The sequence below is a fragment of the Gluconacetobacter liquefaciens genome, assembly GCF_003350405.1.
In the GTDB taxonomy this organism is placed as follows: Bacteria; Pseudomonadota; Alphaproteobacteria; order Acetobacterales; family Acetobacteraceae; genus Gluconacetobacter; species Gluconacetobacter liquefaciens.
The window spans coordinates 21,240-46,181 of record NZ_QQAW01000011.1; the positions used below are offsets into that span (position 1 = coordinate 21,240).

Annotated in this window: 24 protein-coding genes and 1 pseudogene; 17 read left to right on the top strand and 8 right to left on the bottom strand. The window is 66.3% G+C overall.

The features are described 5' to 3' along the window. The first annotated feature begins 44 nt into the window (after positions 1–44). The 7 genes from aspT (at position 45) to C7453_RS15640 (ending at position 8,214) form a co-directional block, all read left to right on the top strand. Complete coding sequence (aspT, locus tag C7453_RS15610; protein ID WP_114728696.1) at positions 45–1,733, top strand: aspartate-alanine antiporter; 1,689 nt, start codon at positions 45–47, stop codon at positions 1,731–1,733. Positions 1,734–1,792: 59 nt separating this feature from the next. Then, on the top strand, positions 1,793–2,059 hold the full coding sequence (locus C7453_RS15615) for a hypothetical protein (RefSeq protein ID WP_245949085.1): 267 nt from the start codon (positions 1,793–1,795) through the stop codon (positions 2,057–2,059). 145 nt (positions 2,060–2,204) lie between these two features. Beyond that, positions 2,205–2,462, top strand: coding sequence for a YtcA family lipoprotein (locus C7453_RS15620; protein ID WP_174788002.1), 258 nt, complete (start codon positions 2,205–2,207; stop codon positions 2,460–2,462). A 2-nt stretch (positions 2,463–2,464) separates the two neighbouring features. Further along, positions 2,465–3,514: a multidrug transporter subunit MdtN gene (gene mdtN, locus C7453_RS15625; protein WP_114728700.1), complete on the top strand. Its 1,050-nt coding sequence runs from the start codon at positions 2,465–2,467 to the stop codon at positions 3,512–3,514. Between the two features lie 52 nt (positions 3,515–3,566). Then, the gene (locus tag C7453_RS15630) at positions 3,567–5,360 is read left to right on the top strand and encodes an FUSC family protein (protein ID WP_245949086.1); all 1,794 of its coding nucleotides are present in this window, start codon (positions 3,567–3,569) and stop codon (positions 5,358–5,360) included. Between the two features lie 95 nt (positions 5,361–5,455). After that, the gene (locus C7453_RS15635) at positions 5,456–6,982 is read left to right on the top strand and encodes a TolC family protein (protein ID WP_245949097.1); all 1,527 of its coding nucleotides are present in this window, start codon (positions 5,456–5,458) and stop codon (positions 6,980–6,982) included. 119 nt (positions 6,983–7,101) lie between these two features. Then, positions 7,102–8,214, top strand: a complete 1,113-nt coding sequence (locus C7453_RS15640) for a linear amide C-N hydrolase (protein WP_114728706.1) — start codon at positions 7,102–7,104, stop codon at positions 8,212–8,214. 58 nt (positions 8,215–8,272) lie between these two features. Here C7453_RS15640 and C7453_RS15645 read toward each other — a convergent pair whose 3' ends face one another. Continuing rightward, on the bottom strand, positions 8,273–8,932 hold the full coding sequence (locus tag C7453_RS15645; RefSeq protein WP_245949087.1) for a TetR/AcrR family transcriptional regulator: 660 nt from the start codon (positions 8,930–8,932) through the stop codon (positions 8,273–8,275). 143 nt (positions 8,933–9,075) lie between these two features. On the opposite strand from C7453_RS15645, the gene C7453_RS15650 reads away from it, so the two are divergent. Further along, positions 9,076–9,822 (top strand): glucose 1-dehydrogenase, encoded by a 747-nt coding sequence (locus C7453_RS15650; protein ID WP_114728708.1) that lies wholly within the window; start codon positions 9,076–9,078, stop codon positions 9,820–9,822. A gap of 114 nt (positions 9,823–9,936) precedes the next feature. Here C7453_RS15650 and C7453_RS15655 read toward each other — a convergent pair whose 3' ends face one another. From C7453_RS15655 to C7453_RS15685, 7 genes and pseudogenes are all read right to left on the bottom strand, one after another. Beyond that, positions 9,937–10,143 carry a cold-shock protein gene (locus C7453_RS15655; protein WP_114728710.1) on the bottom strand — a complete coding sequence of 69 codons (207 nt, stop codon included), beginning with the start codon at positions 10,141–10,143 and terminating at the stop codon, positions 9,937–9,939. A 414-nt stretch (positions 10,144–10,557) separates the two neighbouring features. Further along, positions 10,558–10,782: a DUF2268 domain-containing putative Zn-dependent protease gene (locus C7453_RS19700; protein ID WP_114728712.1), complete on the bottom strand. Its 225-nt coding sequence runs from the start codon at positions 10,780–10,782 to the stop codon at positions 10,558–10,560. 142 nt (positions 10,783–10,924) lie between these two features. Beyond that, positions 10,925–11,248: pseudogene (locus tag C7453_RS19830) on the bottom strand (hypothetical protein); the annotation flags it as partial. Between the two features lie 95 nt (positions 11,249–11,343). Beyond that, positions 11,344–12,774, bottom strand: a complete 1,431-nt coding sequence (locus C7453_RS15670) for an NCS1 family nucleobase:cation symporter-1 (RefSeq protein WP_114728714.1) — start codon at positions 12,772–12,774, stop codon at positions 11,344–11,346. 34 nt (positions 12,775–12,808) lie between these two features. Further along, entirely contained in the window at positions 12,809–13,684 is an 876-nt protein-coding gene (locus C7453_RS15675; protein ID WP_114728716.1) for a LysR family transcriptional regulator, read from the bottom strand. A gap of 14 nt (positions 13,685–13,698) precedes the next feature. Continuing rightward, positions 13,699–14,898, bottom strand: a complete 1,200-nt coding sequence (locus C7453_RS15680) for an amidohydrolase family protein (RefSeq protein WP_114728717.1) — start codon at positions 14,896–14,898, stop codon at positions 13,699–13,701. A gap of 57 nt (positions 14,899–14,955) precedes the next feature. Next, positions 14,956–17,310 (bottom strand): TonB-dependent receptor, encoded by a 2,355-nt coding sequence (locus tag C7453_RS15685; protein ID WP_114728718.1) that lies wholly within the window; start codon positions 17,308–17,310, stop codon positions 14,956–14,958. A 363-nt stretch (positions 17,311–17,673) separates the two neighbouring features. On the opposite strand from C7453_RS15685, the gene C7453_RS15690 reads away from it, so the two are divergent. The 9 genes from C7453_RS15690 to C7453_RS15730 all read left to right on the top strand — a co-directional run bounded on the left by C7453_RS15690 (position 17,674) and on the right by C7453_RS15730 (position 24,575). Beyond that, complete coding sequence (locus C7453_RS15690; RefSeq protein ID WP_114728787.1) at positions 17,674–18,195, top strand: terminase small subunit; 522 nt, start codon at positions 17,674–17,676, stop codon at positions 18,193–18,195. 75 nt (positions 18,196–18,270) lie between these two features. Then, on the top strand, positions 18,271–18,504 hold the full coding sequence (locus tag C7453_RS15695) for a hypothetical protein (protein WP_114728719.1): 234 nt from the start codon (positions 18,271–18,273) through the stop codon (positions 18,502–18,504). Positions 18,505–18,543: 39 nt separating this feature from the next. Then, positions 18,544–19,989, top strand: a complete 1,446-nt coding sequence (locus C7453_RS15700; protein ID WP_245949088.1) for a hypothetical protein — start codon at positions 18,544–18,546, stop codon at positions 19,987–19,989. Position 19,990: 1 nt separating this feature from the next. Further along, entirely contained in the window at positions 19,991–20,260 is a 270-nt protein-coding gene (locus C7453_RS15705) for a hypothetical protein (RefSeq protein WP_114728720.1), read from the top strand. Between the two features lie 2 nt (positions 20,261–20,262). Further along, positions 20,263–22,185, top strand: a complete 1,923-nt coding sequence (locus C7453_RS15710; protein ID WP_245949089.1) for a co-chaperone GroES — start codon at positions 20,263–20,265, stop codon at positions 22,183–22,185. A gap of 234 nt (positions 22,186–22,419) precedes the next feature. Continuing rightward, positions 22,420–22,704: a hypothetical protein gene (locus tag C7453_RS15715; RefSeq protein WP_114728721.1), complete on the top strand. Its 285-nt coding sequence runs from the start codon at positions 22,420–22,422 to the stop codon at positions 22,702–22,704. Beyond that, positions 22,697–23,119, top strand: a complete 423-nt coding sequence (locus C7453_RS15720; RefSeq protein WP_114728722.1) for a co-chaperone GroES — start codon at positions 22,697–22,699, stop codon at positions 23,117–23,119. Before C7453_RS15715 ends, C7453_RS15720 begins: the two co-directional genes overlap by 8 nt. Then, entirely contained in the window at positions 23,116–24,057 is a 942-nt protein-coding gene (locus tag C7453_RS15725) for a hypothetical protein (protein WP_245949090.1), read from the top strand. Before C7453_RS15720 ends, C7453_RS15725 begins: the two co-directional genes overlap by 4 nt. Continuing rightward, positions 24,054–24,575, top strand: coding sequence for a hypothetical protein (locus C7453_RS15730; RefSeq protein WP_245949091.1), 522 nt, complete (start codon positions 24,054–24,056; stop codon positions 24,573–24,575). Before C7453_RS15725 ends, C7453_RS15730 begins: the two co-directional genes overlap by 4 nt. Positions 24,576–24,942 lie beyond the last annotated feature (367 nt).

Consider the following 24,942-nt stretch of genomic DNA (forward strand, 5'->3'; position numbering starts at 1 on the left):
TTGGCGGTGGCATCGGTCCGCTTGGTGCGTGAGGGATCTTACAGATGAGTCTACACTGGGTTGCGGATACGCTGCGTGCCTCGCCGGAACTGGCGATCTTTCTGACGCTGGCGGTCGGGTTCTGGATCGGGTCGCTCAGGTTCGGTAGTTTCAGCCTGGGGGCGGTGACCGGGACGCTGCTGGTCGGAGTGCTGGTCGGGCAGATGGGGATTGTGATTTCGCCCCAGGTGAAATCGGTCTTCTTCATCATGTTCCTGTTCGCCGTCGGTTTCGGCGTCGGGCCGCAATTCGTGCGGGGGGTGGCCAATGACGGATTGCCGCAGGCGCTGTTTGCGGTCGTGATCTCGCTGCTGTGCCTGGGGGGGGTCTATACGGCCGCGCGCGTCTCGGGCTACGGGCCGGGCATGACCGAGGGGCTGCTTGCCGGCTCGCAGACGATTTCGGCCTCCATCGGCCTGGCAACCGATGCGATCAATCGCAGCGGGCTGGCGCCGGCGCGGGTGCAGGCGGAACTGAATGCGATACCGGTGGCCTATGCGGTGACCTATCTGTTCGGGACCGTCGGGACGGGCTGGATCCTGGCGTTTCTCGGCCCGAAGCTGCTGGGCATCGACCTGGAAGCGGAATGCCGGCGCTACGAACGGGACATGAATATCACGCCGGTCAACGAGAATGCCGAGACGGCGTGGCACGAATATATCGTGCGGGCCTACAGGCTGAGGACCGCCGGGCTGATCGCGGGGAAGAGCGTGGCGGATGCCGAGCGGGCGACGCGATCGCGCATCTTCCTGGAAAAGCTGCGGCGGGACGGGGCCATCATCCCGTTCGACGGTGCGACGCTGCTGCGGGAAGGGGACATCGTGGCGGTCTCGGGGCCGCATGATGCGCTGGTCTACTGGTCCAACCATGCCGAGGAGATATCCGACCGGGAACTGATCGATATCCCGATCGAGACCATCGACGTCATCATGACCAGCAAGGCCCTGGACGGGCGCAGGCTGGGCGAACTGGCGACGGCCCCCTATGCGCAGGGGATCTATATCAACAGCATCCGCCGTGGTGCGATGAATGTGGACATTCCCGTTCTGTCGGAAACGGCGATCAACCGTGGCGATATCATCAGCATTACCGGCAGCCGGCGGAATGTGGAGCGGCTGGTCGGTGAGGTCGGCTATGCAGACCGCCCGACCAACGCGACCAGCATGGTGCTGGTGGGAGCGGGGATTTTCGTCGGCGGGCTGCTGGGTTCGCTCGTCCTGCCCGTCGGCGGCATTCCCATCACGCTGTCGGCGTCGGGCGGGGCGCTGATCGCGGGGCTGGTGCTTGGGTGGCTGCGCGGGGTGACGCCGCGCCTGGGCAGCGTACCGGCGGCTTCGATCTGGTTCATGAATACCGTCGGGCTGAATATCTTTATCGCGGTTGTCGGGATTTCCGCAGGGCCGACCTTCATTACCGGATTGCGGGAGGCCGGGGTGAGCATCTTTTTCTGGGGGGTGTTCGCCAGCGCTGTGCCGATGATCCTGGCGCCCTTTATCGGGAAATATATCTTCCGCTTCGATCCGGCGATCAATCTGGGGTGCTGTGGCGGGGCGCGTACCAGCACCGCCTCCGTCGCCATGATTGCCGATGTCGCGAAAAGCAATGTTCCGATGCTGGGATATACCGTGCCCTATGCCGTCAGCAATACGCTGCTGACGATGTGGGGGCTGGTGATCGTGCTGCTGCTGTCCTGAACGGGGGCGGGTCTGCGGTTGATTGTCGACGAAGTGCGGTGAGGCGGAAAGGGATGGATATGAACAGGAACGGGACGACGGGATGGGGGGTGGTGCTGCTGGCCGCCGGGCTGGCGGTGAGCGCGGCGTGGGGCGGGGCGTCGGCCGCCACGCGCAACGAACAGACCGCCGCCTGCAAGGGGGATGCGCTGAAGCTGTGCGCCTTCGCGATCCCCAACGAAGCCAGGATCACCGCGTGCATGAAGAAGAAGATCGACAGACTGTCGCCCCGATGCCGCGCGATGTTCGAGACGCCCGCGAAGTCGGGCGCGGCGACGAAGAAATAGGGAAGAAACAGGATTGTCCGTTCCCGTGTCGGCAGTCTGGAAAGGGGCCTGCAAGCCCATGCGTCTGGTGCTCATTCCCTTGCCTGCGTGGAGATGGACGGCCCGGCGGGCGGTGTCTCTCGCGGGGTGTCGCTCTGTTCGCCTGATGCCCGCTTGCCTGGTGCCCGCTTTGGGGCTGCTGGATGGATGTTCGCTTGACGTGGCGCCGTCCTTTCCGGTCGTGGGTGCGTATTTTCCGGCCTGGATGTTCTGTGCGCTGGTCGGGATTGCGGTGGCGATCGGGGCGCGCGTGCTGTGCCTTGCCGTGGGGATCGACGATTTTCTGAGTTTTCGCCTGTTTACCTATGTGTCGCTGGGCGTGCTGGCGGCGCTGGCGGTCTGGCTTGCGGTCTTCGGCCCATGAGCATGGAACGGGTGAAGATGGGGGGCAGCAGGCGGGTCGGTATCGTGATTGCGCTGGTGTGCGTGGGAGCGGCGACCGTGGCGGGCGTTTTCGTCGCGCATCGCGACGATGCCTATCCGACCAGCGACAGTGCGTCGCTCGATGCCGAAATGGTGCATGTCGCGGCCGTGGTCGGCGGGCGGCTGGTCGATCTGCGCGTGCGCGAGAACCAGCATGTCCGCAAGGGGGAAGTGTTATACAGGATCGACCCCGAGCCCTATGACCTGACGGTGAGGCAGGCCGAGGCGAACGTGGCGCTGACGACCGCCGAACTGGCCAACCAGAAGCGGCTGCTGGCCGTGCGCGTCGCGCAGGCCGCCACGGCGCGCGACCAGTTGACCAGGGCGACCACGAACCGCGACCTGGCCGACCGCACGGCGGCGCGGCTGGCCCCGCTGGCGGGGCGTGCCTACATCCCCTGGCAGCAATATGACCAGGCGCGCGTGGCGCAGAGCGATGCCACCGTCTCGGTCGCGCAGGCGCGGCAGCAGGCGGAGGCGGCCGACGTGGCCGTGGGCGACCTGGCCAGCGCGGAGGCCACCCTGGCCGCCAGCCAGGCCGCGCTGGCGCGGGCGCGCTACGAGGCGCGCCAGACGACCGTCACGGCGCCGGCGGATGGATATGTGACCAGCCTGCGCGTGCGCTCCGGCGAAGTGCTGGCACCGTCGCAGGTGCTGTTTACGCTGATCGTCGATGATGCCTGGTATGCCATCGCCAACCTGCGGGAGATCAACCTCGGGGCCGTGCGGCCGGGCGATTGTGCGACGGTGTATTCCATGATCGACCGCTCGGTGCCGCTGGAAGGGAAGGTCAGCAGTATCGGGTGGGGCGTGCTGTCGGGGGATTCGGCCGGGATCGGGCGTGGGCTGCCGTTCGTGCCGCGCCAGATGGACTGGGTGCATGTCGCGCAGCGCTTTCCCGTGCGCGTCCATATCGCGTCTCCCGCCCCCCTGCTGATGCGCATGGGCGCGACGGCGACGGTCGAGATCCGGCATGGCGCGGCCTGTCGCTGATAGTCCGGGCTCGTCCCCGGCCTCGTCCCCGAGCGCGGCCCCGACCTTGCCCATGGGTGCGCCCCTGAGCGCGCCTTTGAGCGCCGGGCGCATCTGGGCGCTGGTCCGCGATCCGGCACCGGGGCGGCTGGGGCAGGCGCTGCGCATGGCCGGGGCCTGCACGGTGACGGTTCTTGTCGGGGAGATCTGGCAGGTGCCGGATCTGGGGGTGCCGGCACTGGTTACCATGGCGTTGTGGCAGAAGGACCGTGTGACCAACGTGATCGCCGGCGTCGCGGTCAATCTGCTGGTCGTCGTCCTGCTGGCCGTGATCTACGGGCTGGTGCGTTTCACGCTCGACCGGCCGCTGGCCTTCGTCCTGTCGATCGCGGTCCTGTCGTTCTGTTTCTTCTTTCTGGGATCGGCCAGCAAGCTGAAGCCGGTGGCCTATATGCTCGGGCTGATCGTGGTGTACGGGTTGGTGGCGCTGGAGGAGGTGCCGATCGGGGAGCTTGTGACCCGCGCCCTGCTCTATACCGACCTGTTCACGCTGGTGCCCGGCACGGTGATGGTGGTGCTGGGCCTGCTGATCTGTCCTTCGCCCCGCCGTGTGCTGACCGACGGGATCGCGGCGCGGCTGCGGGTGAGTGCCGGGCTGCTGCGTGGGGCAGGCGCGCGGGAGCAGGCGCATGCCGTCGGGCTGTTGCGCGAGGGCGCGGCCGGCATGAGCAAGGCGCTGCGGATGGCGGGGCTGGAGCGCCTGTGGCGGCCGGAGGACCTGGCGTGCCTGGGGCAGGCGGCCAGTTGCGCGGTGGCGGTGCTGGCGCTGGCCGAGGCGGATGCCGGTGGTGGTGGTGGTGCGGATGGCGGGGAGGCGCCGGAGGAACTGATCGCGCTGCTGGAGCGGATGGCGGATGTTTTCGCGGCCGGGGCGTATCCGGTCGGGATCGGGGTGCCGGCCGTTCCGTCCGGTCGGCCTGCCTTGCAGGCGATCGCGGGGTTGATGCCGGTGTTTACGACGCCGGAGGCGGCGGGGGCGCGCCGGGAGGAGAAGAAGAAGGGCGGGGGATTTTTCCTGGCCGATGCCTTTACCAATCCGGACCATGTACGGTTTGCCGTCAAGGGGACGGCGGGCGTCATGTGCAGTTATGTGCTGTTCCGCTCGCTCGACTGGCCGGGCATCCATACCTGCATCATCACCTGCTTTATCGTCGCGCTGCCGACGATGGGGGAAATGATCTCGAAACTGACCCTGCGGATTATCGGGGCGTCGGTGGGCGGGGCGATCGGCATTCTGTCGATCGTCTTCATGATGCCGCATCTTCAGGGGATCACGGGTTTTCTCGTGCTGATCTTCGTCGTCTCTCTGCTGGCGGCGTGGATCAGGATCGGTGACGAGCGGATTGCCTATGCCGGGTTTCAGATCGGTCTGGCGTTCTATCTGAGCGACCTGAGCAGTTTCGGCCCGACGACGGACATGGAGACGGCCCGCGATCGCGTCGTCGGTGTGCTGATCGGCAATTTCATCACCTATGCGATGTTTACCAGCTTCTGGCCGTCGAGCGCCTATGCGGGCATCGGCGGGTGCCTGGACCGGGTGATCGCGCGGTTGCGGCAACTGGGCGGGGCCGCCACCCCGCAGGCGCGGGCGGACGGCATGGCGGCCCTGCAATCGGCCGTTTCGGACGGGGAGCGGCAGGTGGAATACGCGCTGGCGGAGCCGCCGCACATGCGCCGGGAGATGGCGCATCTGGGGGCCTTGCAGGAGGCGTTGGCCGAGGCGGCGCGGCTGGGCATCGGGATGATCGACGGCGAGGTGGTGGACCCTGCCCGGCGCATTGCGGCCCTGGAGGGGCTGATATCATGACATTGCCGCGTTTGCCGCGTTTTCTGCCTGTTCTGGCCGTGCCTGTTCTGACCGTGCCTGTTCTGATCGCGGCGGTTCTGACCGGGGCGGTCCTGATGCTGGCGGGCTGTGCGACGGCGGAACTGGCGACCGCGCCGGCCAGCCCTGGGCAGCCCTGGCAACCCAATGTGTCGGCCGGCGGCGCGCTGCTGCCGGGGCGGCCCGGCAGGCGGCCGGGCCTGTCGTTGCCCCCTGGCTATACGCTGCCATCCGACCCGTCGGTGGTGACGCATGGCACTTCGCGCACGCTGGAAGCGCATCCGGGGCAGGTCTATACGCTGGCCGAACTGATCGACGTGGCGCAGTCGGCGAACCCGCAGACGCGGCGGGCGTGGAATACGGCGCGCGATGCGGCGCTGGCTGTCGGCATCGTCAAGAGCACCTATCTGCCGTACCTGACGGCGACGGTGGTCGGTGGCTGGTCGCACAGCCAGAGCCGGACCACCAATGCGTCGCTCGATGCCGGCAGCTATGGGGCGCTGGACATCGACGGCACGCCGCAGCGCCATAATGACGGCTCGGCCGAAGTCCAGACCATCGGCCTGCGCTGGCTGCTGTTCGATTTCGGGCGGCGGGAGGCGCTGGTGCGGACGGCGCGCGAGGCGCAGCTTGCGACCAACGTGCTGTTCACGGCGGCGCACCAGAAGGTGATCTACAGCGTGACGACGGCCTTTTACGCCCATGCGGCGGCCGCCACCCGCGCACGGCTGCTGCGTGGCGCGCTGGACAATGCGCAGCGCGTGCAGGCGGCGGCGGAGATGCGGCTGAGGCAGGGGCAGGGGACCATCGTGGACGTGACCCAGGCGCGGCAGGCGACGGCGCAGGTGACGCTGCGCCTGGTGCAGGCCCAGGGCGAGGACGAGAACACGTACCTGACCCTACTGACGGCGGCGGGGGTTTCGGCCGATGCCCGCGTGGGGCTGGAGGACGTATCGGGGCGTGCCCTGACGATGGAGGATGCGCGCCTGAGCGGCGAGATGGTCCGGCGCGCGGTGGCGCGCCGGCCGGACGTGCTGGCGGCCTATGCGGCGGCGCGATCGGCGCATCATCGGGTGACGGCGGCGCGGGCGGCGTTTCTGCCCAGCATTTTCATGACGGGCAATGTGGCGTACGCGACCGGGCGCACGAACCTGACCTCCATCCCCGGTGCCGGGGCGGATTCCGCGCCGACGCTGAACCTGTCGGGCAATCGCTTCAGCACCCTCATTCTGGGCGGGATCAGTGTGCCGATCTTCGATGGCGGGTTGCGGGCCGCCATGGTGAAGCGTGCGCAGGACCAGGAAGACAGCGCGGAGGCGACGCTGCGGCAGACGGTCAATGATTCGGTCCAGCAGATCGTGGCGGCCGAGAATGCCCTGCATACCAGCCTGAGCGCCTATGACGCGGCATCGAAGCTGCGGGTGGCGTCGCAGACCAGTTTCGATGCGTCCTTTGCGGCCTATCGCAATGGCACCGGGTCGGTCACGCAGGCGGAACTGGCACGGAACGGGCTGCTGGATGCCGATATCAGCCGTTCGGATGCCTATTACGCCGCGTTGATCGCCGCGGCGGGCCTGGGCTTCAGCACGGGATCGCTGGGGTGAGGGCCGGCCTGGAAACCCGCGCGGGGGGCGGCGCGACGGGCGGCCTGTTTCCTTTGACAAGGAGGGGCCGATGATATCCCTTTGCCTGAACGATAGAAACGAGCGGAACAGATACTGAAATGTCCAGAATGCGCCTGTTTGCGGCAAGCTGTGCTGCCGCCGTTCTCTCGGCCGGTCTGCTGGCCGCGCCGATGGTCGAAGCCTGCACGCGCTTTGTTTATCATGGCGCGGATAATGAGGTGATCACGGCCCGGTCGATGGACTGGAAGACCGATGTCGCCACCAATCTCTGGGCCTTTCCGCGCGGGATGCGGCGCTCGGGGGAAGCCGGGGCGCAATCGCTGGTCTGGACATCGAAATATGGCAGCGTCATTGCCTCCGGCTACGATATCGCCACCACGGATGGCATGAACGAGGCCGGGCTGGTCGCCAACGTGCTCTGGCTGGTCGAGTCCGAATATCCGAAATATGACGGCAGGAAAAAGGGACTGTCGATCGCGGCGTGGGCGCAGTATGTGCTGGACAATTTCGCCACCGTGCAGGAAGCGGTGGAGACGCTGGCGAAGGAGCCCTTTACGATCGTCACGGCGAACGTGCCCGGCGAGACGCGGCTGGCCACGTTGCATCTGTCGCTCTCCGATGCTTCGGGCGACAGTGCGATCATCGAATATATCGACGGGAAGCAGGTCATTCACCATAGCCGCGACTATCAGGTGATGACCAATTCGCCGAGTTTCGAAAAGCAGCTTGCCCTGAACGAATACTGGAAGGATATCGGCGGCACGGTGATGCTGCCCGGCACCAACCGCGCCGCCGACCGGTTTGCGCGTGCCGCCTTCTATGTCAACGCGATTCCGAAAAGCGAGAGCCCGGACGAGGCGATTGCCAGCGTGTTCAGCGTGATCCGCAACGTGTCGGTGCCTTTCGGGATTACGACGCCGGACCAGCCCAATATTTCCTCGACGCGGTGGCGGACGGTCGCCGACCAGAAGCGCAGGCTGTATTTCTTCGAATCGGTCCTGACGCCGAATATCTTCTGGGTAGATCTGAAAACGCTCGATCTTTCGGAGAAGACCGGAAAGGTGATGAAGCTGGAGCTTGGGCCGAACCAGACCCATATCTATTCCGGCGTGGCGAACGGGCAGTTCAGGCAGGCGACGCCGTTCAAATTTCTCGGCATCGCGCCGCCGTTGCGGGCACAGTGCTGCGTGCTGAAGGCCGGCGAGGAGTGAGGCTGACTTCGGCCTGCCGGGCGCTGAAGAGGCGGCAGGGGCAGGCCCGAACGGCCTTTTAAGAGAGGCTTCCGGACTGTGGGGGCGCGGGCCAGGCGTGCATGCCGATGCCGGCGATTTCGAGCAGCCTTTCCCTCGGCGCGCCGTCGCGCGCCAGCAGGGCCATGCCGCGCAGGAGCGCGCTGTAGAAGGCGGCCATGGCTTCGATATCCGTTTCGGCCGGGAGGTCGCCTGACGCGATGCCGGCGCGCAGTCGGGTGGCCAGGGCGGCTTCGGCCTGGGTGCGCTGGGTGGCCAGGAGATCGCGCAGGCGGGCCTGGGTCGGGGCGCACTGGGTGGCGGCGGCGGCGATCATGCAGCCGGCCGGCTGGTCGTCGCGGGTGAACTGGGACGCGGCCGTCGTCAGCAGGTGCTGGAAGGCGGTGCGGGTATCGGTCTCGTCGTTCAGGATGGCGAAGAACCAGGCGCCGGCGAGTTGGAGGTAGGCGTCGATCGCCTCGTGATACAGGGCCTCCTTGCTGCCGAATGCGTTGTAGAAGCTCGATGCGCTGATGCCCATGGCGGCGATCAGGTCGTCGAAGCTGGTGCCGTCATAGCCGCGATCCCAGAACAGGCGCATGGCCGCGCACAGGGCCTGTGCGCGGTCGAAAGCCTGCGGGCGGCCCCGGCCGCGCCGTGGGGGCGTCGTTCCGCTGGTGGCGATTATTTTTGGTGTCATCGCTCCATAAATCCTTGAACGCGGGGATGCGTCTCTCAATATGCCTCATGTTGGAGCGGTCGCTCCACATTTTAACGCGTGATTTTCGCAAACCGGGCATGAGGGGGTGAGGCGCCTCCCGGCCCAGAAGAGGCATGACACCAATGAGCAAGCTTTCGGGAAAAGTCGCGATCGTGACCGGCGCCTCCAAGGGGATCGGCGCCGGGATCGCCAGGGCGCTGGCCGCCGAGGGTGCGGCCGTCGTCGTCAATTATGCCTCCAGCCAGGCGGGGGCGGATGCTGTGGTCTCGGCGATCGTCGGGGCGGGGGGCAACGCGGTTGCGGTGCGGGGCGATGTCTCGCGCGGCGACGAGGCGCGGGGGCTGGTCGATGCGGCGGTGAGCGCGTTCGGGCGGCTGGATATCCTGGTCAACAATTCGGGCGTTTATGAATTCGCGCCGATCGAGGAGGTGACCGAGGAGCATTTCCACCGGCAGTTCAACGTCAACGTGCTGGGCACCTTGCTGGTGACGCAGGCCGCGGTCGGCCATATCGGCGCGGGGGGCAGCATCATCAATATCGGCTCGGTCGTCTCGCGGATCACGCCGCCCAATTCGGTCGTCTATAACGGGACGAAGGGGGCGGTCGATGCCGTGACCGGGACGCTCGCGCGGGAACTCGGGCCGAGGCAGATCCGCGTCAATGCCATCAATCCGGGTCTGGTCGAGACCGAGGGGACGCGGAGTGCCAATGTCGTGGGGTCGGAAATGGAGCAGGCGATCATTGCCCAGACGCCGCTGGGCCGCGTAGGCCGGGTGGGCGATATCGGGTCGATCGCGGTCTTCCTGGCTTCGGACGATGCCGGCTGGGTGACCGGGGAAACGCTGATCGCGTCCGGCGGTCTGCGCTGAGACAGGGCCGGCCCTGGTGCTGCGGTGCTGGGGCCGGCTTGTGCCGGGGAGTGTTCCGCGCATAAAAAAACCGCCCCGAAGGGCGGTTTTCCGAGGGTGCCGCTGGCGGAACCTTCACGCAGCCTTGAGATTGACCGCGGACTTCTTGCCATTACGGCCGGCCTCGATTTCATACGAAATCTTCTGGCCTTCGTTGAGGGTGGCCATGCCAGCGCGCTCAAGAGCGGTGATGTGCACGAACACGTCGGCAGTGCCGTCTTCCGGCTGGATGAAGCCGTAGCCCTTGGTGCCGTTGAACCATTTTACGGTGCCTGTTGTCATAACGAGGCTCCTTTACTGTAGTGCGGTGGTACATACAAAACGTGTACGCAATCGTAACTTGTCACGGGACAGACCCGACGCAACGCGCGCCAGAGATCCTCATAAAAGCATCCACCGTTGCCATCTACACATGAATAAATTCTGGAAGCAAGCAAAAAATTCTTGCCTCCTTCATGATCCATTACATTGGGAATATTTCCTATATCGTTGATTATATGCGGCCTTATGCCGAAAAACAGCAGAAAATGACCAGTCTTCGTAATGGACATTCTCTCGCCGGAGGTGGTGGGAGAGGGGGGAATGGTGAGGTCGGGGTCCTTGAGGCAGGGAAACTGGCTTTGGCAATCCGGGAAGACCGGCGGGGGAGGAGCCCGCCTTTCCCACCTTTGCCACCGGTGATGTCGGGGGGATGGCCTATGCCGGCGCGATGTCGGCCCCGTCGGGCGGCAGCAGGCCGGTGGCGCGGGCGGTGGCGATGATTTCCGTGGCCGGGACGGTGATCCAGCGTTCGGCGGACAGGGGGCCGGCGGTGTCGCGCCATGTCTGCACCATCGCGCAGCCCAGCGTGTAGCCGAACCAGCGGGGGATGTCGGCGGCGCCGAAGAACCAGCGTGCGTGATCGTAGCCGGTGGTGGCCATGGGCGGCAGGCGGTCGTGCTGTTGCAGGATCGCGGGGCGGTCGATGGCGCCCTCCCAGGGGGGCGGGTGGCATCTGGCTGAGAGTGTGGGCGAAGTGGCAGGCGAGGCCCTCGCTGACCAGGGCCTCGCCGAAGGTGCGGCCGTAGCCGGGGCCGGCCATGCGCAGGGTGTGGTGGGCCTCGTGCAGCATTTCGCGCGTCAGGGTGCCGTTGGCGATGGTGGCCGCCGTGTTGGGGTTGGCGGGGTTGATCGTGAGCGATACCAGCCGGGCGTGCCAGGCGCGGCCGCCGATGCCGATTTCGGGGATGGTGCCAGGGCGGGCGGCCTGGATCAGGATATCGAGCGGCGGCAGTGGGTGTTGCACCGAGAGCAGGGTGTGGGCCCGTGCGATGGCGGCCTGGATGCCGGCCTGTTGCGCGTCGAGGTTGCCGGTGGCGCGCAGCCAGTGGAGGTGCCAGTTGTGCATGTCGTCCGTCCCCGCGCCCTGTAGGGGACAGGATGCGGATCGGGCGTTTGTGCTGTCAATCGGGCATGGCTGTGAGGCCGGATGGTCTTGCTGCGTCAGCGGGACGGGGTGGTGCGGTTGAAGGCGCGGTAGAGGCCGCCGCCGGCGAGGATGCCGAGGAACCAGGAGACGGCGTTGATGGCGTCCTGGCCGGGGAAGGTGCCCGCCGGGAAGAGGGTCGGGGGCAGGATGAGCAGCAGGGTCAGGGCGGTGGCAGCCAGGGCGGAGGGGCGCCAGCCATGCCGGCCCGCATAGAGGCCGGTGAAGCTGTAGAGTTGCGGGAGGTCCAGCGTCTGGCGGCGGACGAGGTAGTAGTCGGCCAGCATGATGCCGGTAATGGGGGCCAGGATCGCGGACAGGATGCCGAGCAGGGCGAAGACGGCCTGCGGGTGGTCGAACCACATCCAGGGGGCGGCGAGCAGGCCGAGCAGGATGACCGCGATGCCCGCGCGGTCGAAATCGAGGCGGCGGGGGAACAGGCTGAGCAGGTCGTAGGCGGCGGGCACGATGTTGCCGGCGACGTTGACCGACAGGGCGGCGACGATGATCGTGGTGCCGCCGATGAGCGTGAGGGGCGTGCTGTGGATCTGCGTTAGGATTTCGACCGGATTCCACATCGGCTTTCCGAAGGTGACGATGGTGGCCGAGGTGATGAGGATGCTCATCGGCGTGAAGATGACGGCCGTGACGGGCAGGCCGATGAGCTGGCCGATGGCCTGGTCGCGCTGTGAGCGGACGAAGCGGCTGAGGTCGGGGATATTGACCGCGAACGAGGCCCAGATGCCGATGATGCTGGTGACGGCCGCCCCGCCCTTGAGGAACAGCGCCGACCCGTGAAGCGTGGACGGAATGGCGAAGAGCGGGCCGGTGCCGTGGCAGATCCTGATGGCCCAGAGGGAAGCGGCGCCGGCGACGACGAGGACCAGCGGACCGGCGACCAGTTCGAAATTGCGGATGCGGTGCATGCCGTGGGCGGCGACGAGGGCGTGCAGGCCCCAGACCAGCGCCATGGATAGCCACAGGCCGAGCGATGTGCCGCTGCCGGGAAGGTGCAGGCTGTCCCATGCCGGCCAGAGGCTGGCGAGGATGGCGTCGAGCGCCTCGGACGCCGCGTAGGACTGGACGGCGAACCAGAAGATGGCGACCACGGCGCGGATGGCGACGGGGATGACGGCCCCGCGCGGGCCGAAGGCGCTGCGGATCAGGACACAGAAGGGGATGCCCCATTCGGTGCCGGCACGGGCATTGAACCACATGGCGGCGAACAGCGAGCAATAGGCCGTCCAGACGATCAGCAGGCACTGGAGGGCGGAGAAGCCGACGGCCATCAGCCCGGCGGCGGCCTCGTAGGCCACCACGTTATGGACCATGCCCATCCAGACCGCGGCGAGGGTGACCCAGGTCCAGTCGCGTTTCTGCGGGGGCAGGGGCGCGATGTCGGGATTCCACAGCAGGGGGTCTCGGACGGTCTGGGTGGTGTCCAGCATGGGGTCTTTCCGGTTTTGGCCCGGCGCCGGGGCGCTAGGCCCTGCGTCGGGGGATGCGGGGGGTGATCTGCCGGGAATGGGCGGCGATGGTGTCGGCGAGGGCCTTGACGGGGCCTTCGAGCGTTTCGGTCTTGCCGATGACGATGAAATCGACCTCGGGCGTTTCGGGCAGCCCCTCGGCCACGGGGAGCGAGCGGTCGTACTGGCTGAGGAAGGAAGATTGCGCGGTGACGCCGTAGCCGGCGCGGACGGCGGCGAGCAGGGCGGTGAGGTTTTCGGACGTGAAGGCGACGTACCAGGGGATTTCCGCCGCGTTGAGGCATTCGAGCGCGATCAGGCGGGTGATGGCGGGCTCGGGGAAGACGACCAGCGGCAGCGGGGTGCCGGGCTCCCAGTTGCCGAACCAGGTGAGGGGCTCGCGCCAGATGGTCGTGCCGCGTGCGTCGCCGATGCGGCGCTTGGTGCAGAGCAGGTCGACCGAGCCGGTGTCGAGATCGTTCTGGAGCGAGCCGCTGAGGCCGACGCGGAGATGGACGTCGACCTTGGGGTATTTCTCGCGGAAGATGCCCAGGATTTCCGGCAGGCGGGTCATCGTCAGGTCTTCGGAGATGCCGAGGCGGATATAGCCGCGGATCACCGAGCGGTCGAACCAGGTGAGCGCGCGGTCCTGCGCCGAGAGGATGTCGCGCGCGAGGGCGATCATCATATGGCCGTCCTGCGTCAGCGTGACCTGCTTGGTGCTGCGGACCAGGAGCGTGCGGTTGATGGCCTGTTCCAGGCGGCTGACATGCTGGCTGACGGTGGACTGGACGATGCCGAGACGGCGGGCGGCGGAGGTGAAATGCAGGGTCTCCGCCACCGCCAGGAAGGAGCGGAGCTGCTGGGGGTCGAGGTCTCGGGCGTCGTCCATGATGGATTCCTGTTTCAGAACGGAGCCTTCATTTCAGGACGATGACGGACGAAGGTCCAGACCCCGGCCTTCCAGCCGCCGAGGACGGGGCGCAGTTCGCGTACCGCCGTGGCCGTGTCGGGGGCGTCGATCAGCACGATGTCGGCGGGGGCGCCCTCGGCGATCGTGGCCGGCACGCCCAGCGAGGATGCGGGGGAGGTGGTGAGCATGTCCCAGATCAGGGACAGATCGGTATCGGACGACGCGCCGGTGATGTTGGCGAAGAGATTGCCCATGCGCAGGAGGTTGGCGTCGCCGAAGGGGGTGAAGGGGTTGACGATGTTGTTGGTGGCCAGCGCGCAGCGGCCGCCCATGCGGGCGTAGCGCATCAGCGGGGCCATGCTGCCGCGCATGAGGAACAGGTCGGTGGCCGGCAGGGCCGTCAGCACGATGTCGGCGGCCAGCAATCCTTCCAGGATCGCCGTCTGCTCGTCTTCGGGCAGGACGGAGAGTTTGGTGGCGTGGCCGATGGCCACCCGGCCCTGATAGCCGGTCTCGATGACGTGGCGGATGAGGAAGGGCAGGGCGCTGGCTGTGGGGTCGAGGTCGAAATCGATGTGGAAATCGGCGTTGCAGTCGTGCCTTGCCGCGAGGGCGAGGATGCGGCGGATCTGTTCTTCCGGGTCCGGGTCGGTGTAGGGGCAGCCGCCGACGCTGTTGGCGCCGAGGTGCAGGGCTTCGTCCAGCAGGGTCTCGCCGCCCGGATGCTGGGTCAGCCCGTCCTGCGCGAAGGCGCACAGGCGCAGGTCGATGGCGTGGCGGGCTTCCGCCGCCAGGGCCAGCAGGGCTTCCAGGCTGCGCAGGCCGGCGGCGTGATCGACCTCGACGAAGCTCTGCATGACCGTGGTGCCGTGGGTGACGGCGTCGCGCAGGACGAGGGCGGCGCGGTCATGCACGTCCTGCACCGTGAAAGCGGCCTTGAGCTCGGTGATTTTGCGGATGGCGGTGGCGAGCGTGGCGCCGTCGGTGCCGCAGCGATGCAGGGTGGCGGCCTTGTCGAGATGGATGTGGCTTTCCACGAAACCGGGGAACGCCAGGCTGCCGCCTCCGTCGAATTCGACGGGGGCGGTGGATGGGATGTGAGGGTGAAGCGCGGCGATCCGCCCGGCGGAGACGCCGATATCGAGCAGTGCCGGGCGGGAGGCGAGGCGGACGTTCCGGATAATGAGGTCCATAGGGTGTGAGAGCCTGTCTGGTTTTTATGTTTCTTGTTGCGACCGGACCGATCGGGGTCAGAATTCGGTGGAAAGCTGGGCGGCGACGGTGAAGCCCGCGCCGATGATGTAGGTCGGCGAACCGGCGGCGCTGATGATGGTGCCGTTGACGCCGCGTGTGGCCTGGGCGTTGGGCAGCACCGAGCCGAGGCCGGCCAGGTAGTGGGTATCCCACAGATTGACGAAGTTGAGCTGGAATTTCGGGTGCTTGATGTAGCGGTAGGACGGGAGGTAGACGCCGATCGTCATGTCGCCGTGGGTCTGGGCGGGCATCTTCTCGTCGTTCATGAAGGTTGAATATTGCGACGAGAGATATTTGAAGCCGAAATTGCCGAAGAACAGCGAGTCGTCATAGGACAGGCCGAAGGATGCCTGGAAGCGGGGGCTCTGCACCGCCGTCTTGCCCCTGGTGGGCAGGTAGTCGTTGCCGACCCTGAAATCGTTGTCGATCGAGGTGTGCAGATATTCGAACGAGGCGTACGGGCTGAAATGCATGAAGGGCACGGTGCCCAGTTCGATATCGACGCCGCGTGAGGTCTGGCCGCCCTCGTTGATCGTGGTGGAGACGGGCAGGTTGCCGATATAGGTCTGGGTGGCGATCTGGCGGTTGGTGAAATTGTAGTTGAAGAAAGTGACGCTGCCGAGGATCTGGCGGCCCTGATAGCGGTAGCCGACTTCCTCGGCGATGGAATATTCGTCTTTCTGCTGGCCGGCGCCCAGGGAGGTGACCTGCCCGGTGGCGGGGCTGGTGCTGCCGAAGAAGCTGGTGCCCAGCGGGGCGCGGAAGCCGGTGGTGACGTTGAAAAACACCTGGTGTTCGTGATTGATGTCGTAGCGGACCATCAGGCGCGGCAGCGGCTGGAAGCTGTTGTCGTGGATGCGGTAATCGGTGCCGGGGATGTGGTTGGTGCCGACGCGGTTGACCATGACGGTCTTGATGCCGCCGGTGATCTGCAGACGGTCATGCAGCAGGCTGAGGCGGTCGTTGAGGAAGATGCCGTTGACCTGCGTCATGAGGTTGTAGTCGCCCGAGCGCAGCGGGCGGCCGTTGGCCATCATGACCGTGGGGTCGGTGCCGCGGGGGCCCTGCGGTGCGCCGCTGGCGGTGACGGGGGTATAGTCGATCCAGTTGGAGAAATCGTCGTATTCGTACCAGCTTCCGAGCGTGAGGGTGTTCTTGCCCTGCGTCCAGTTGAGCTTGTCGACGAAGCCGGTGCGATAGGGGGAATTGAGGTAACGCTGGACGGCGGGGGCCTGGCCGCCGCTGGCGCCGGGGAGGGCGGAGCCGGGGGCCTCGAACTGGTTGCCCCAGTAATAGCCGCCCGTGGGCAGGGTGGTGCCGCTGAGGCCGCCGCCGGAGCCGTGGAAGAAATAGGGCTCGACATCGGCCGTGATGTGTTTGGTCAGGCGGAAGGTGGAGGGGAGGCCGATATTGAAATCTTCCCACGGATTCTGGTACATGCGCCAGTAGGCCGCATTGGCGGCGGGGGAGCCGCCCTGGATGTAGGTGGGGCTGTAATAGTTGGAGCGGCCGTTGGCGTTCCACTGCGCGAGCGTGGGCTCGTAGTAGTTGGAAATCGTCTGGTGGGCCCAGGTGAAGACGGCCGCCACGCGGTTGCCCTGGCCCCATTCCTTGAGGAATTTCGCGTCGATATGCAGGCGGCGGTCGGTACCGGGGCCGGTGAAGTGCTGGTCGTAGAAATTGGAGAAGGACACCCAGCCGCGGATGCCGGTATGGCCGATATCGCCGGTATTGATGCGGATGAACTGCTTCTTGGAATCCCACGTGCCGAACATGGCCGATGCGTAGCCGCCGAATGTGTGGGACGGGTCGATGGTCCTGAAGCTGACCTGGCCGCCGAGATCGACATAGCTGGGGGTGTCGATGGGCGATGAGCCCTGGGTGATCGACGCGCTTTGCAGGTTTTCGGAATCGATGAGCTGCGAGGGGTAGATGGTGCCGTTATTGGGGTCGTTCTGCGGCGTGCCATCGACCATGAAGCCGATTTCCTGCTGGTTGAGGCCGCGCAGGGTCATGGTGACCTGGTTGCTCATGCCGAAGGCGTCGGAGGTCGCGACGTTGGCGCCGGGCATGTTCTGCACCAGGTTCAGGGCGCCGGCGCTGGCGACCTGCTTGGTGATGTATGCGCGGTCGACCGTGCTGACCGAGGCTTCGGCACGGGTGCGCACCATCTGGCCCGACCCGGATGCCTGGCGCAGGGTGCGGACGACCGATATGGATTCGGGGTCGGAACGGGTGGCGGCCGGGTGGGGGGCTGGATGCGTCTTCGGCCGGGTTGCGGCTGTGGCGGAAAACGGGACGATCGAGACTGCGCATAGAAGCAGAGAAACTCTGAAGGAAATCGGCTTCATCCGTTTTTTCGTTCCTGTTTCGTATCATGTTGGGCATCGCGAAGCGGCCCGTTTCCAGGCGCCGTGGCGCGGCGGGAGGAGCGCGGGACGGGCACCTCGGGGCGCCCGATCCAGCGTTGATTGATTTCGATATGAAATTAGATGGCACCTACTTATCGCGATGTCAAACTGATTCGGGCGGATAATGTTCTCGGGAGAGAACGAAGGCGGGGGAGGGGGTGGTGCCCTGGAGGCGTGGCGGGATTTTTGGCTTATGGCGTAAAAAACGAACCAAACCATCCGCTTCGGCTGGAGGCGACAATAAGGATATCCGGGCCCCCGGATCGGGCGATATGGTCGGCGCCGTGGGACGTGGAGGGGGTGATGGCGGCGGACGCGGAGGAGAAGCTGGCGCGGGGGTTGACCGTGCGGCAGGCGCGGTTCGTCGCGGAGTATCTCGTCGACCTGAATACGACGCAGGCGGCGATGCGGGCCGGGTATGGGGCGGGGTATGCGCGCCGGCATGCGTGGAAGCTGCTGCGGTCGGCGCGGGTGCGCGAGGCGATCGGGCAGGCGGAACTGGCGTTGCAGGATCGGACGAAGTTCAGCCAGGACCGGGTGATTGCGGAACTGACGCGGCTGGCATTCTACGATGTGGGCACGATTGCCGCGCATCCGCTGAAGGGGCCGGAGGATATCGCGACGTTGCCGGTGGAGGTGCGGGCGGCGGTGACGGGTTGGTCGTGGGACAAGGCGGGCAATTTCACGGTGCGGCTTGCGGCGCGCACGCCCAGCCTGGACCTGCTGGCAAGGCATTTCGGCCTGCTGAAGGATGTGAAGCAGCATCTGGGCCGCGACGGCAAGCCCGCCGACCCGCCGGGCCTGTACACGGTCATCGTCCGCTGAATGGGGGTGAAGGGGGCGACTGCCCCCTTCCGGGTGCAGGGCGGAGCCCTGCGAACAGATCGGGAGAGACTATTCATGCGACAGCACAAAGAACTGGCCGAGGGCGAGATGATTCCCGGCGAGGCGCAGGATTTCGGTGTCGGAAAGCTGACCGGCGTGCCGAGGCGCGGGGCATGCGGGAAGGCGGATGGCGGTATCCTGAAGGACCATGAGCGCGCGGCCGCGCCCGCGCCGCGTCCGCGTGGCGGGCGGATGGGGGTGGCCCCGTTGCCCGACCACGGGCCGCATCGCGTGGGCAAGGGGCGCTGAGGGCGCCGGGGTTTGGTGCTGGGGTATAATCGGGAGTCGGTGCCGACGATCCGGCGCTTTATGGAATCGGATGCCTTCATCAGGGGATTGATGGGGCCGTTCGGGTCCGGGAAAAGCTCGGGCTGCGTGTGGGAAATCGTGCTGCGGGGGTTGCGGCAGGCGCCGGGGGCGGATGGGGTGCGGCGGTCGCGGTGGGCGGTGATCCGCAATTCCTACCGGCAGCTTGAGGATACCACGATCCGCACCGTGCATCAGTGGTTTCCGCCGATGCGCTTCGGGCGCTGGAAGCCGACCGAGCATTCCTATGTGATCAACCGCATGGTGGCGGAAGGGGACGAGAAGCCTGCCGAGATCGAATTGCTGTTCCGGGCGCTGGATCGGCCGGACCAGGTGGGGAACCTGCTGTCGCTGGAACTGACCGGGGCGTGGGTGAACGAGGCGCGGGAAGTGCCGTGGGCGATCATCGAGGCGGTGCAGGGACGGGTGGGGCGGTACCCGGCGCGGCGGGATGGCGGGGCGACGTGGTCTGGCGTGATCATGGATACCAATCCGCCGGATGCGGAATCGGACTGGTATCGGTTTTTCGAGGAAAAGGACCATGGGGAGGCGGTGGCGGCGCTGGCGCAGGTGATCCCGGGGATGAATGTGGAGCGCTTTGCGCGGATCTTTCGCCAGCCCGGTGGGCGGGGGGCTGCGGCGGAGAATCTGGACAATCTACCGCCCGGTTATTACCAGCGGCTGGCGGTCGGGAAAAGCGACGAGTGGAACAAGGTTTATATCGACGGAGATTACGGGTTCGTCATGGAAGGGCGGCCGGTCTTTGGCGAGTATAACGATGGGTTCCATTGCCGGGACTGCCGGACGGTGCCGGCGCTGCCGGTTTATCGGGGGTGGGATTTCGGGCTGACGCCGGCCTGCGTGTTTACGCAGATGCTGCCCTCCGGCCAGTGGATCGTGGTGGACGAGCTGGTGTCGGACGCCATGGGGATCGAGCGGTTTGCCGAGATCGTGGCGCGGCATTCGGCGCAGCATTTTCCCGAGACGTCTTTTGTGGATATCGGCGATCCGGCGGGGATGCAGAAGGCGCAGACCGACGAGCGGACCTGTTTTGAAATTCTGCATGCGCGGGGGATTGCGATCGAGCCGGGGATGCAGACGCTGGCGATCCGCCTGGAGAGCGTGCGGCGGCCGTTGCGCACCCTGCTGGACGGGGCGGCGCCGGGTTTTGTGCTGCATCCGCGCTGCACGACCGTACGGCGGGCGCTGATGGGCGGATACCAGTATCGGCGCATGCAGGTGAGTGGCGAACGCTATACCGACCGGCCGGAGAAGAACCGGTGGTCGCATGTGATGGACGCGCTGCAATACGTGGCGACGCGGCTGTTCGGCAGCGAACTGCGCGGGGCCGGTGGGGCGGAAGCGGACGGGATGTGGCGGGAGTTGCCCGATGACGGGCGGACGCGATCGAGCATTACGGGGTACTGAGATGGCTGGACTGTTGTTGCCCGCGCATATGGGCGCGCATCTGGACGCGCCTGGGGGGCTGGGGCGGCGTACCTGCCGCCAGTGCCGCCATCATGGCGTGGAGGGGGGCGATGTGGTGTGCCGGCGCTATCCGCCGCAGGTGACGGTGGTGCTGGTGCCGCAGGGGGCGCCGCGCGTGGGGCAACTGGCGCCGCAGCCCTTCGCCACCTTTCCGCCGGTGGTGCCCGAGCATGTGTGCGGCGAGTTCGCGCCCGGTGGGGAGGGGCGCTGAGCATGGATGGGCAGGACCTGGACGGGCCGGATATGGACGGCGTGGGGCTGGATGGGCCGGATATGGATCTGGCCGAGCGGCTGCGGCGCTGGATCGAGATGCCGAACATCGCCGTGGAACTGGACGATGCGCGGCACGGGCAGGTGGCCGACCGGGTGGCGCGGGACTGGCGCGCCGACGAGGTCACGCGCGCCGAGTGGAAGGAGAATTGCCGCCGCTGGCTGGATCTGGCGCAGCAGGTGGCCGAGCCCAAGACCTATCCCTGGCCGGGGGCGTCCAACGTGATCTATCCGCTGCTGACCGTGGCGGCGGTGCAGTTTGCCGCGCGGGCCTATCCGGGCATCGTGCGTGATCGGGACGTGGTGCGCGGTACCGTGCTGGGCGATGATTCCGGCGTGCCGATGCCTGACCCTCTGCGGCCGGGGCAGGTGCTGGCGGGGCCAGACGGCGCCCCGCTGTGGCTGGTGCCGCCGGGGGCGAAGCGGGCGCGGGCGACGGCGATCGGCCGGCATATGAGCTGGCAGTTGCTGGACGAAATGGCGGAGTGGGAGGAACAGACCGACAAGCTGCTGCTGAAGCTGGCCATTGTCGGCACCATGTTCCGCAAGACCTATTTCGACCCGGCGTTGCAGCGCAATGTCAGCGAGACGGTCGACCCGTTGATGCTGTGCATCGACTACCACGCCAAATCCTTTGCGACCGCGCCGCGGATTACCGAGGAGATCGACCTATACCCCTGGGAGATCGAGGAACGTATCCGGGCCGGGCTGTTTCTCGACCATGATTACGGTGGCAACCATGATGCCGGCGAGGATAGCGACGCGCCGGTGACGTTTCTGGAACAGCATCGGCGGCTGGACCTGGATGGGGACGGGTATGCCGAGCCCTATATCGTGACCATTGCCCGTGATTCCGGAAAACTGGCGCGGATTGCCGCCGGGTTCGACATGGATGGGGTGATGTTCGATGCGCAGGATCATCGTATCCGGCGGATCGAGGCGATTTCGTATTATACAAAATTCTCCTTTATCCCGTCGCCAGATTCCGCAATCTACGATATCGGGTTCGGCACGCTGCTGCATCCGCTGAATGCTGCGGTGAATACCAGCCTGAACCAGATGTTCGATGCCGCGCATCTGGCCAATGCCGGGGGTGGGTTCGTGGGTTCCGGCATGTCGCTGAATACCGGATCGGTGCGGTTTCAGGTGGGCGAGTACAAGGTGGTGAATACGCCGGGTGCCACGTTGCGCGAGAACCTGGTGCCCATGCAGTTTCCGGGGCCAAATCCGGTGCTGTTCCAGCTTCTGGGGTTTCTGGTCGATGCCGGGCGGGAGATTGCGTCCGTGAAGGATATCCTCTCCGGTGCCATGCCGGGGGGGAACGTGTCGGGCATGCTGGGGCTGGCGGTGATCCAGCAGGGGCTGAAAGTGTTCAGTGCCATCTTCAAGCGGATTCATCGCAGTCTGGGGGCGGAGTTTCGTAAGCTCTATCGACTGAACCGGCTGTATCTGCCCGATGAATCCGGCTTTCGGGATGGCAGCGCGTTCTTTCGTGTGACCCGTGCGGATTACGAGCAGGCGGGCGGGGTGGAGCCGGTGTCGGACCCCGAGATCGTTACCGACATGCAGCAGTTGGCGCGGGCGAATTTTCTGCTCGCGTTCAAGGATGATCCCTGGTGCGACGGGCATGAAATCCGTCGTCGTGCTTTCGAGGCCGCCGCGATCGGGTTGGTGGACAAGGTGCTGCGGCCCAGTCCCGCGCCAGATCCGGCCGCCATGGCGCGGGCAGCGGAACTGGATCTGCGGGCACGGCGGGAAGCGCAGGAGATGGAGATGCGCGCCGGGAGCGAGGCGGCGGAACAGGTCTCGACACTCGCGGAGGCGGCTTTGCGGTTGGCTCAGGCCCGGAAAGTGGATCGGGGGTGAGAAGGGCGTTCTTTTTTGAAAAAAAGAACCAAAAAACTTTTGATCTGTTTGGGTTCGGTTGGATTGGTGGGTTGGGTGTAAAGCTGTGTTCTGTTCTTATGATATAAAAATATAAGGTTATGGATTTTTAGGAATACTCCCTTGCCATCCAGATGCTATCGAGAAACGTCGAAAAGTCTTTTTGCTTCTTTTTCTTCAGAAAAAGAAGAGAATCGGAAAAAAGGAAATCCCTCGATGGAGCAGCGTCAGGCGATGTTGGAGGATCTGTCGGAGGAGGCGTTTCGGGCCTGGCGGCATCATCCGGTGACGCGGGCGGTGCGTCTGTTTCTGACGGATTATGGCGAGAGCATCGAGCAGCGGATGCTGGGCCAGTGGCGGGCGGGGACGATTACGCTGGCGCAGGAGCATGAGGCGCGGGGCCGGGTGGCGCTGGTGGCCGAGGTGGCGGAACTGCAATGGGCGGCGATGCGGGCGTTTTACGGCCAGGGGCCGGGAGAGAAGGAGGGTGGCGATGCGTGAGGGACGCATTCTGAAATTCGACCAGCAGGAATTTGTTGTTTCCACATGGGATGGCGTGAATCGGGCGGGATATGTGCCGCTGGATGACAAGATTCTGGTGTTGGCGGATGTGCATGCCGAGATGACCAGCGGGGCGGTGCAGTTGCCGGCGGAATATGTGGAGCGCCAGACGCTGGCGGCCGAACATGGGACGGTAATTGCGGTGGGGCCGGCGGCGTTTCGCTGGAACGATGATGGCACGCGGCAGTGGGTGGGGACGATTCCGGCGGCCGGGGACAGGGTTTATTTCGAGCGGTATGCTGGGCAGTTGCTGAAGGGCGAGGATGGGCGGCTGTACCGGCTGATGTCGCAGCGCTGCATTGCCGCGATTGCGGTGGCGGCGGCGGGTGTGATGGCGGAGGGAGAACGGGCATGACGGACGAACGGGACGAGGCTGTGGACCTGCACGCCGAGGCTGAGGCCGCCGGGCGGGAGCATGGGGCCGGGGAGCACGGGGTCGGGGGGCTGGAGGGTGTAGTGGCGGCTGTTGAGGCCGATGCGGACCCGGAGGTTGAGGCGCAGGCGCGGCGGATGGGCTGGGTGCCGCGCGACGATTTTCGGGGCGATGCGGAGAAATGGCGGCCGGCGCGGGATTTTCTCGACCGGGGGATGACGCTGTTGCCGGTATTGCAGCAGCAATATCGGGCGCTGGATGGGCGCTATGCCAGCATGCAGGCGCAGTTGCGCGACAGCCAGAAGGCGCTGGCGGACCTGACGGAGCGCACGCGGCGGGCCGACGAGCGGGCGTATCAGCGCGCCGTGCGGGATATCGAGGGGCGGCGACAGGCGGCGGTGGCCAGTGGCGATACGACCGCGTTTGCCGTGGCCGAGCGGGATTTGCAGGATCTGCGCGATACGGCGCCGTTGCCGGCGGCACGGGCGGAGGAGGCCGCGCCGGCCCCTGTGCCTGCTCCGGTGGAGCGGGTGGAGAGTATGCCGGTGGAGATTATGGATTTCGTGCAGGCGAATCCGTGGTTTTCGCGCAATGCGGAGGCGCGGCAGGATGCGATTGCGATCCAGTCGGCGGTGGATCGGCAGCATCCGGGGTTGAGCCTGGCGGAGCGGCTGGAGATTACGCGGCGCAAGGTGCGGCAGTTGCATCCGGCGCTGTTCGAGAACAGGCGCCGGGAGGCGCCGCCGCCGGTCAGCCCCTCGCGCGGCGAGGGCGGGCGCGGGGGGAATCCGCGCGGGTTCGATGCGCTGCCGGTGGAGGCGCGGCGGGAATATGACCGCTATGCCCGCGCGCTGGCGGGCAAGGGCAAGCCGCTGACGAAGGATGAATGGGCCGGCTATTACTGGGAGAACGACGCATGAGCGAGGATACACGCGGGCGGGTGCCGTTGAACGAGGCGGCGCGGAGCCGGGTGGCGCAGGGTGGCGCCCAGGGCGCGGCGGCCGGTGCTGCGGCCGGTGCGGTGCCGGGGGCTGTTGCCGGGCGGCAGCGGGGGGTGTCGCGGCGGCCGTTCGGGTTGCGGGAGCAGAAGCTGGCTTATCCTGACCGGGAGGGGTACCACCGGCACTGGTTCAATGACGAACCGGGGCGGATCGCGCGGGCCGGGGATGCGGGGTATAGTCAGGTTCTGGATGATGCCGGAAAACCCGTGAGCATGACGGTGGGTGTGGCGCGGGGTGGCGGAGCGCAGGTTGCTTATCTGATGGAGATCCCGGCCGAGTGGTACCGCGAGGATATGGCGGCGCAGGAATCGGGCCATCGGGAACTGATGGCGCAGATCAGGGAAGGGCGCGTGCCGGGTGGGCCGACCGGGGCGGATCGGCAGGCGCAGTATGTGCCGCAGGGGGTTGGGATATCGATCCACGAAGAACGCCGGTAAAATCCTGACCGTAAATGCGCACTGGTGGCGATCCGACGCGCGTTTCCTGTGCTCCGGTGCTCACGGCCATTGAGGCCGCTCCGCTCCGGTGCTCGGAAACACACGACGGGCGCGGCCCTTCGGGGCCGCTCTCGCTCACCAGTCCGCATTTCCGGTCAGGATTTGAGAGTGTGGTTGTCTGTGCGCACTGGTGGTGATCCGACGCGCGTTTCCTGTGCTCCGGTGTTCACGGCCATTGAGGCCGCTCCGCTCCGGTGCTCGGAAACACACGACGGGCGCGGCCCTTCGGGGCCGCTCTCGCTCACCAGTCCGCATTTCCGGTCAGGATTTGAGAGTGTGGTTGTCTGTGCGCACTGGTGGTGATCCG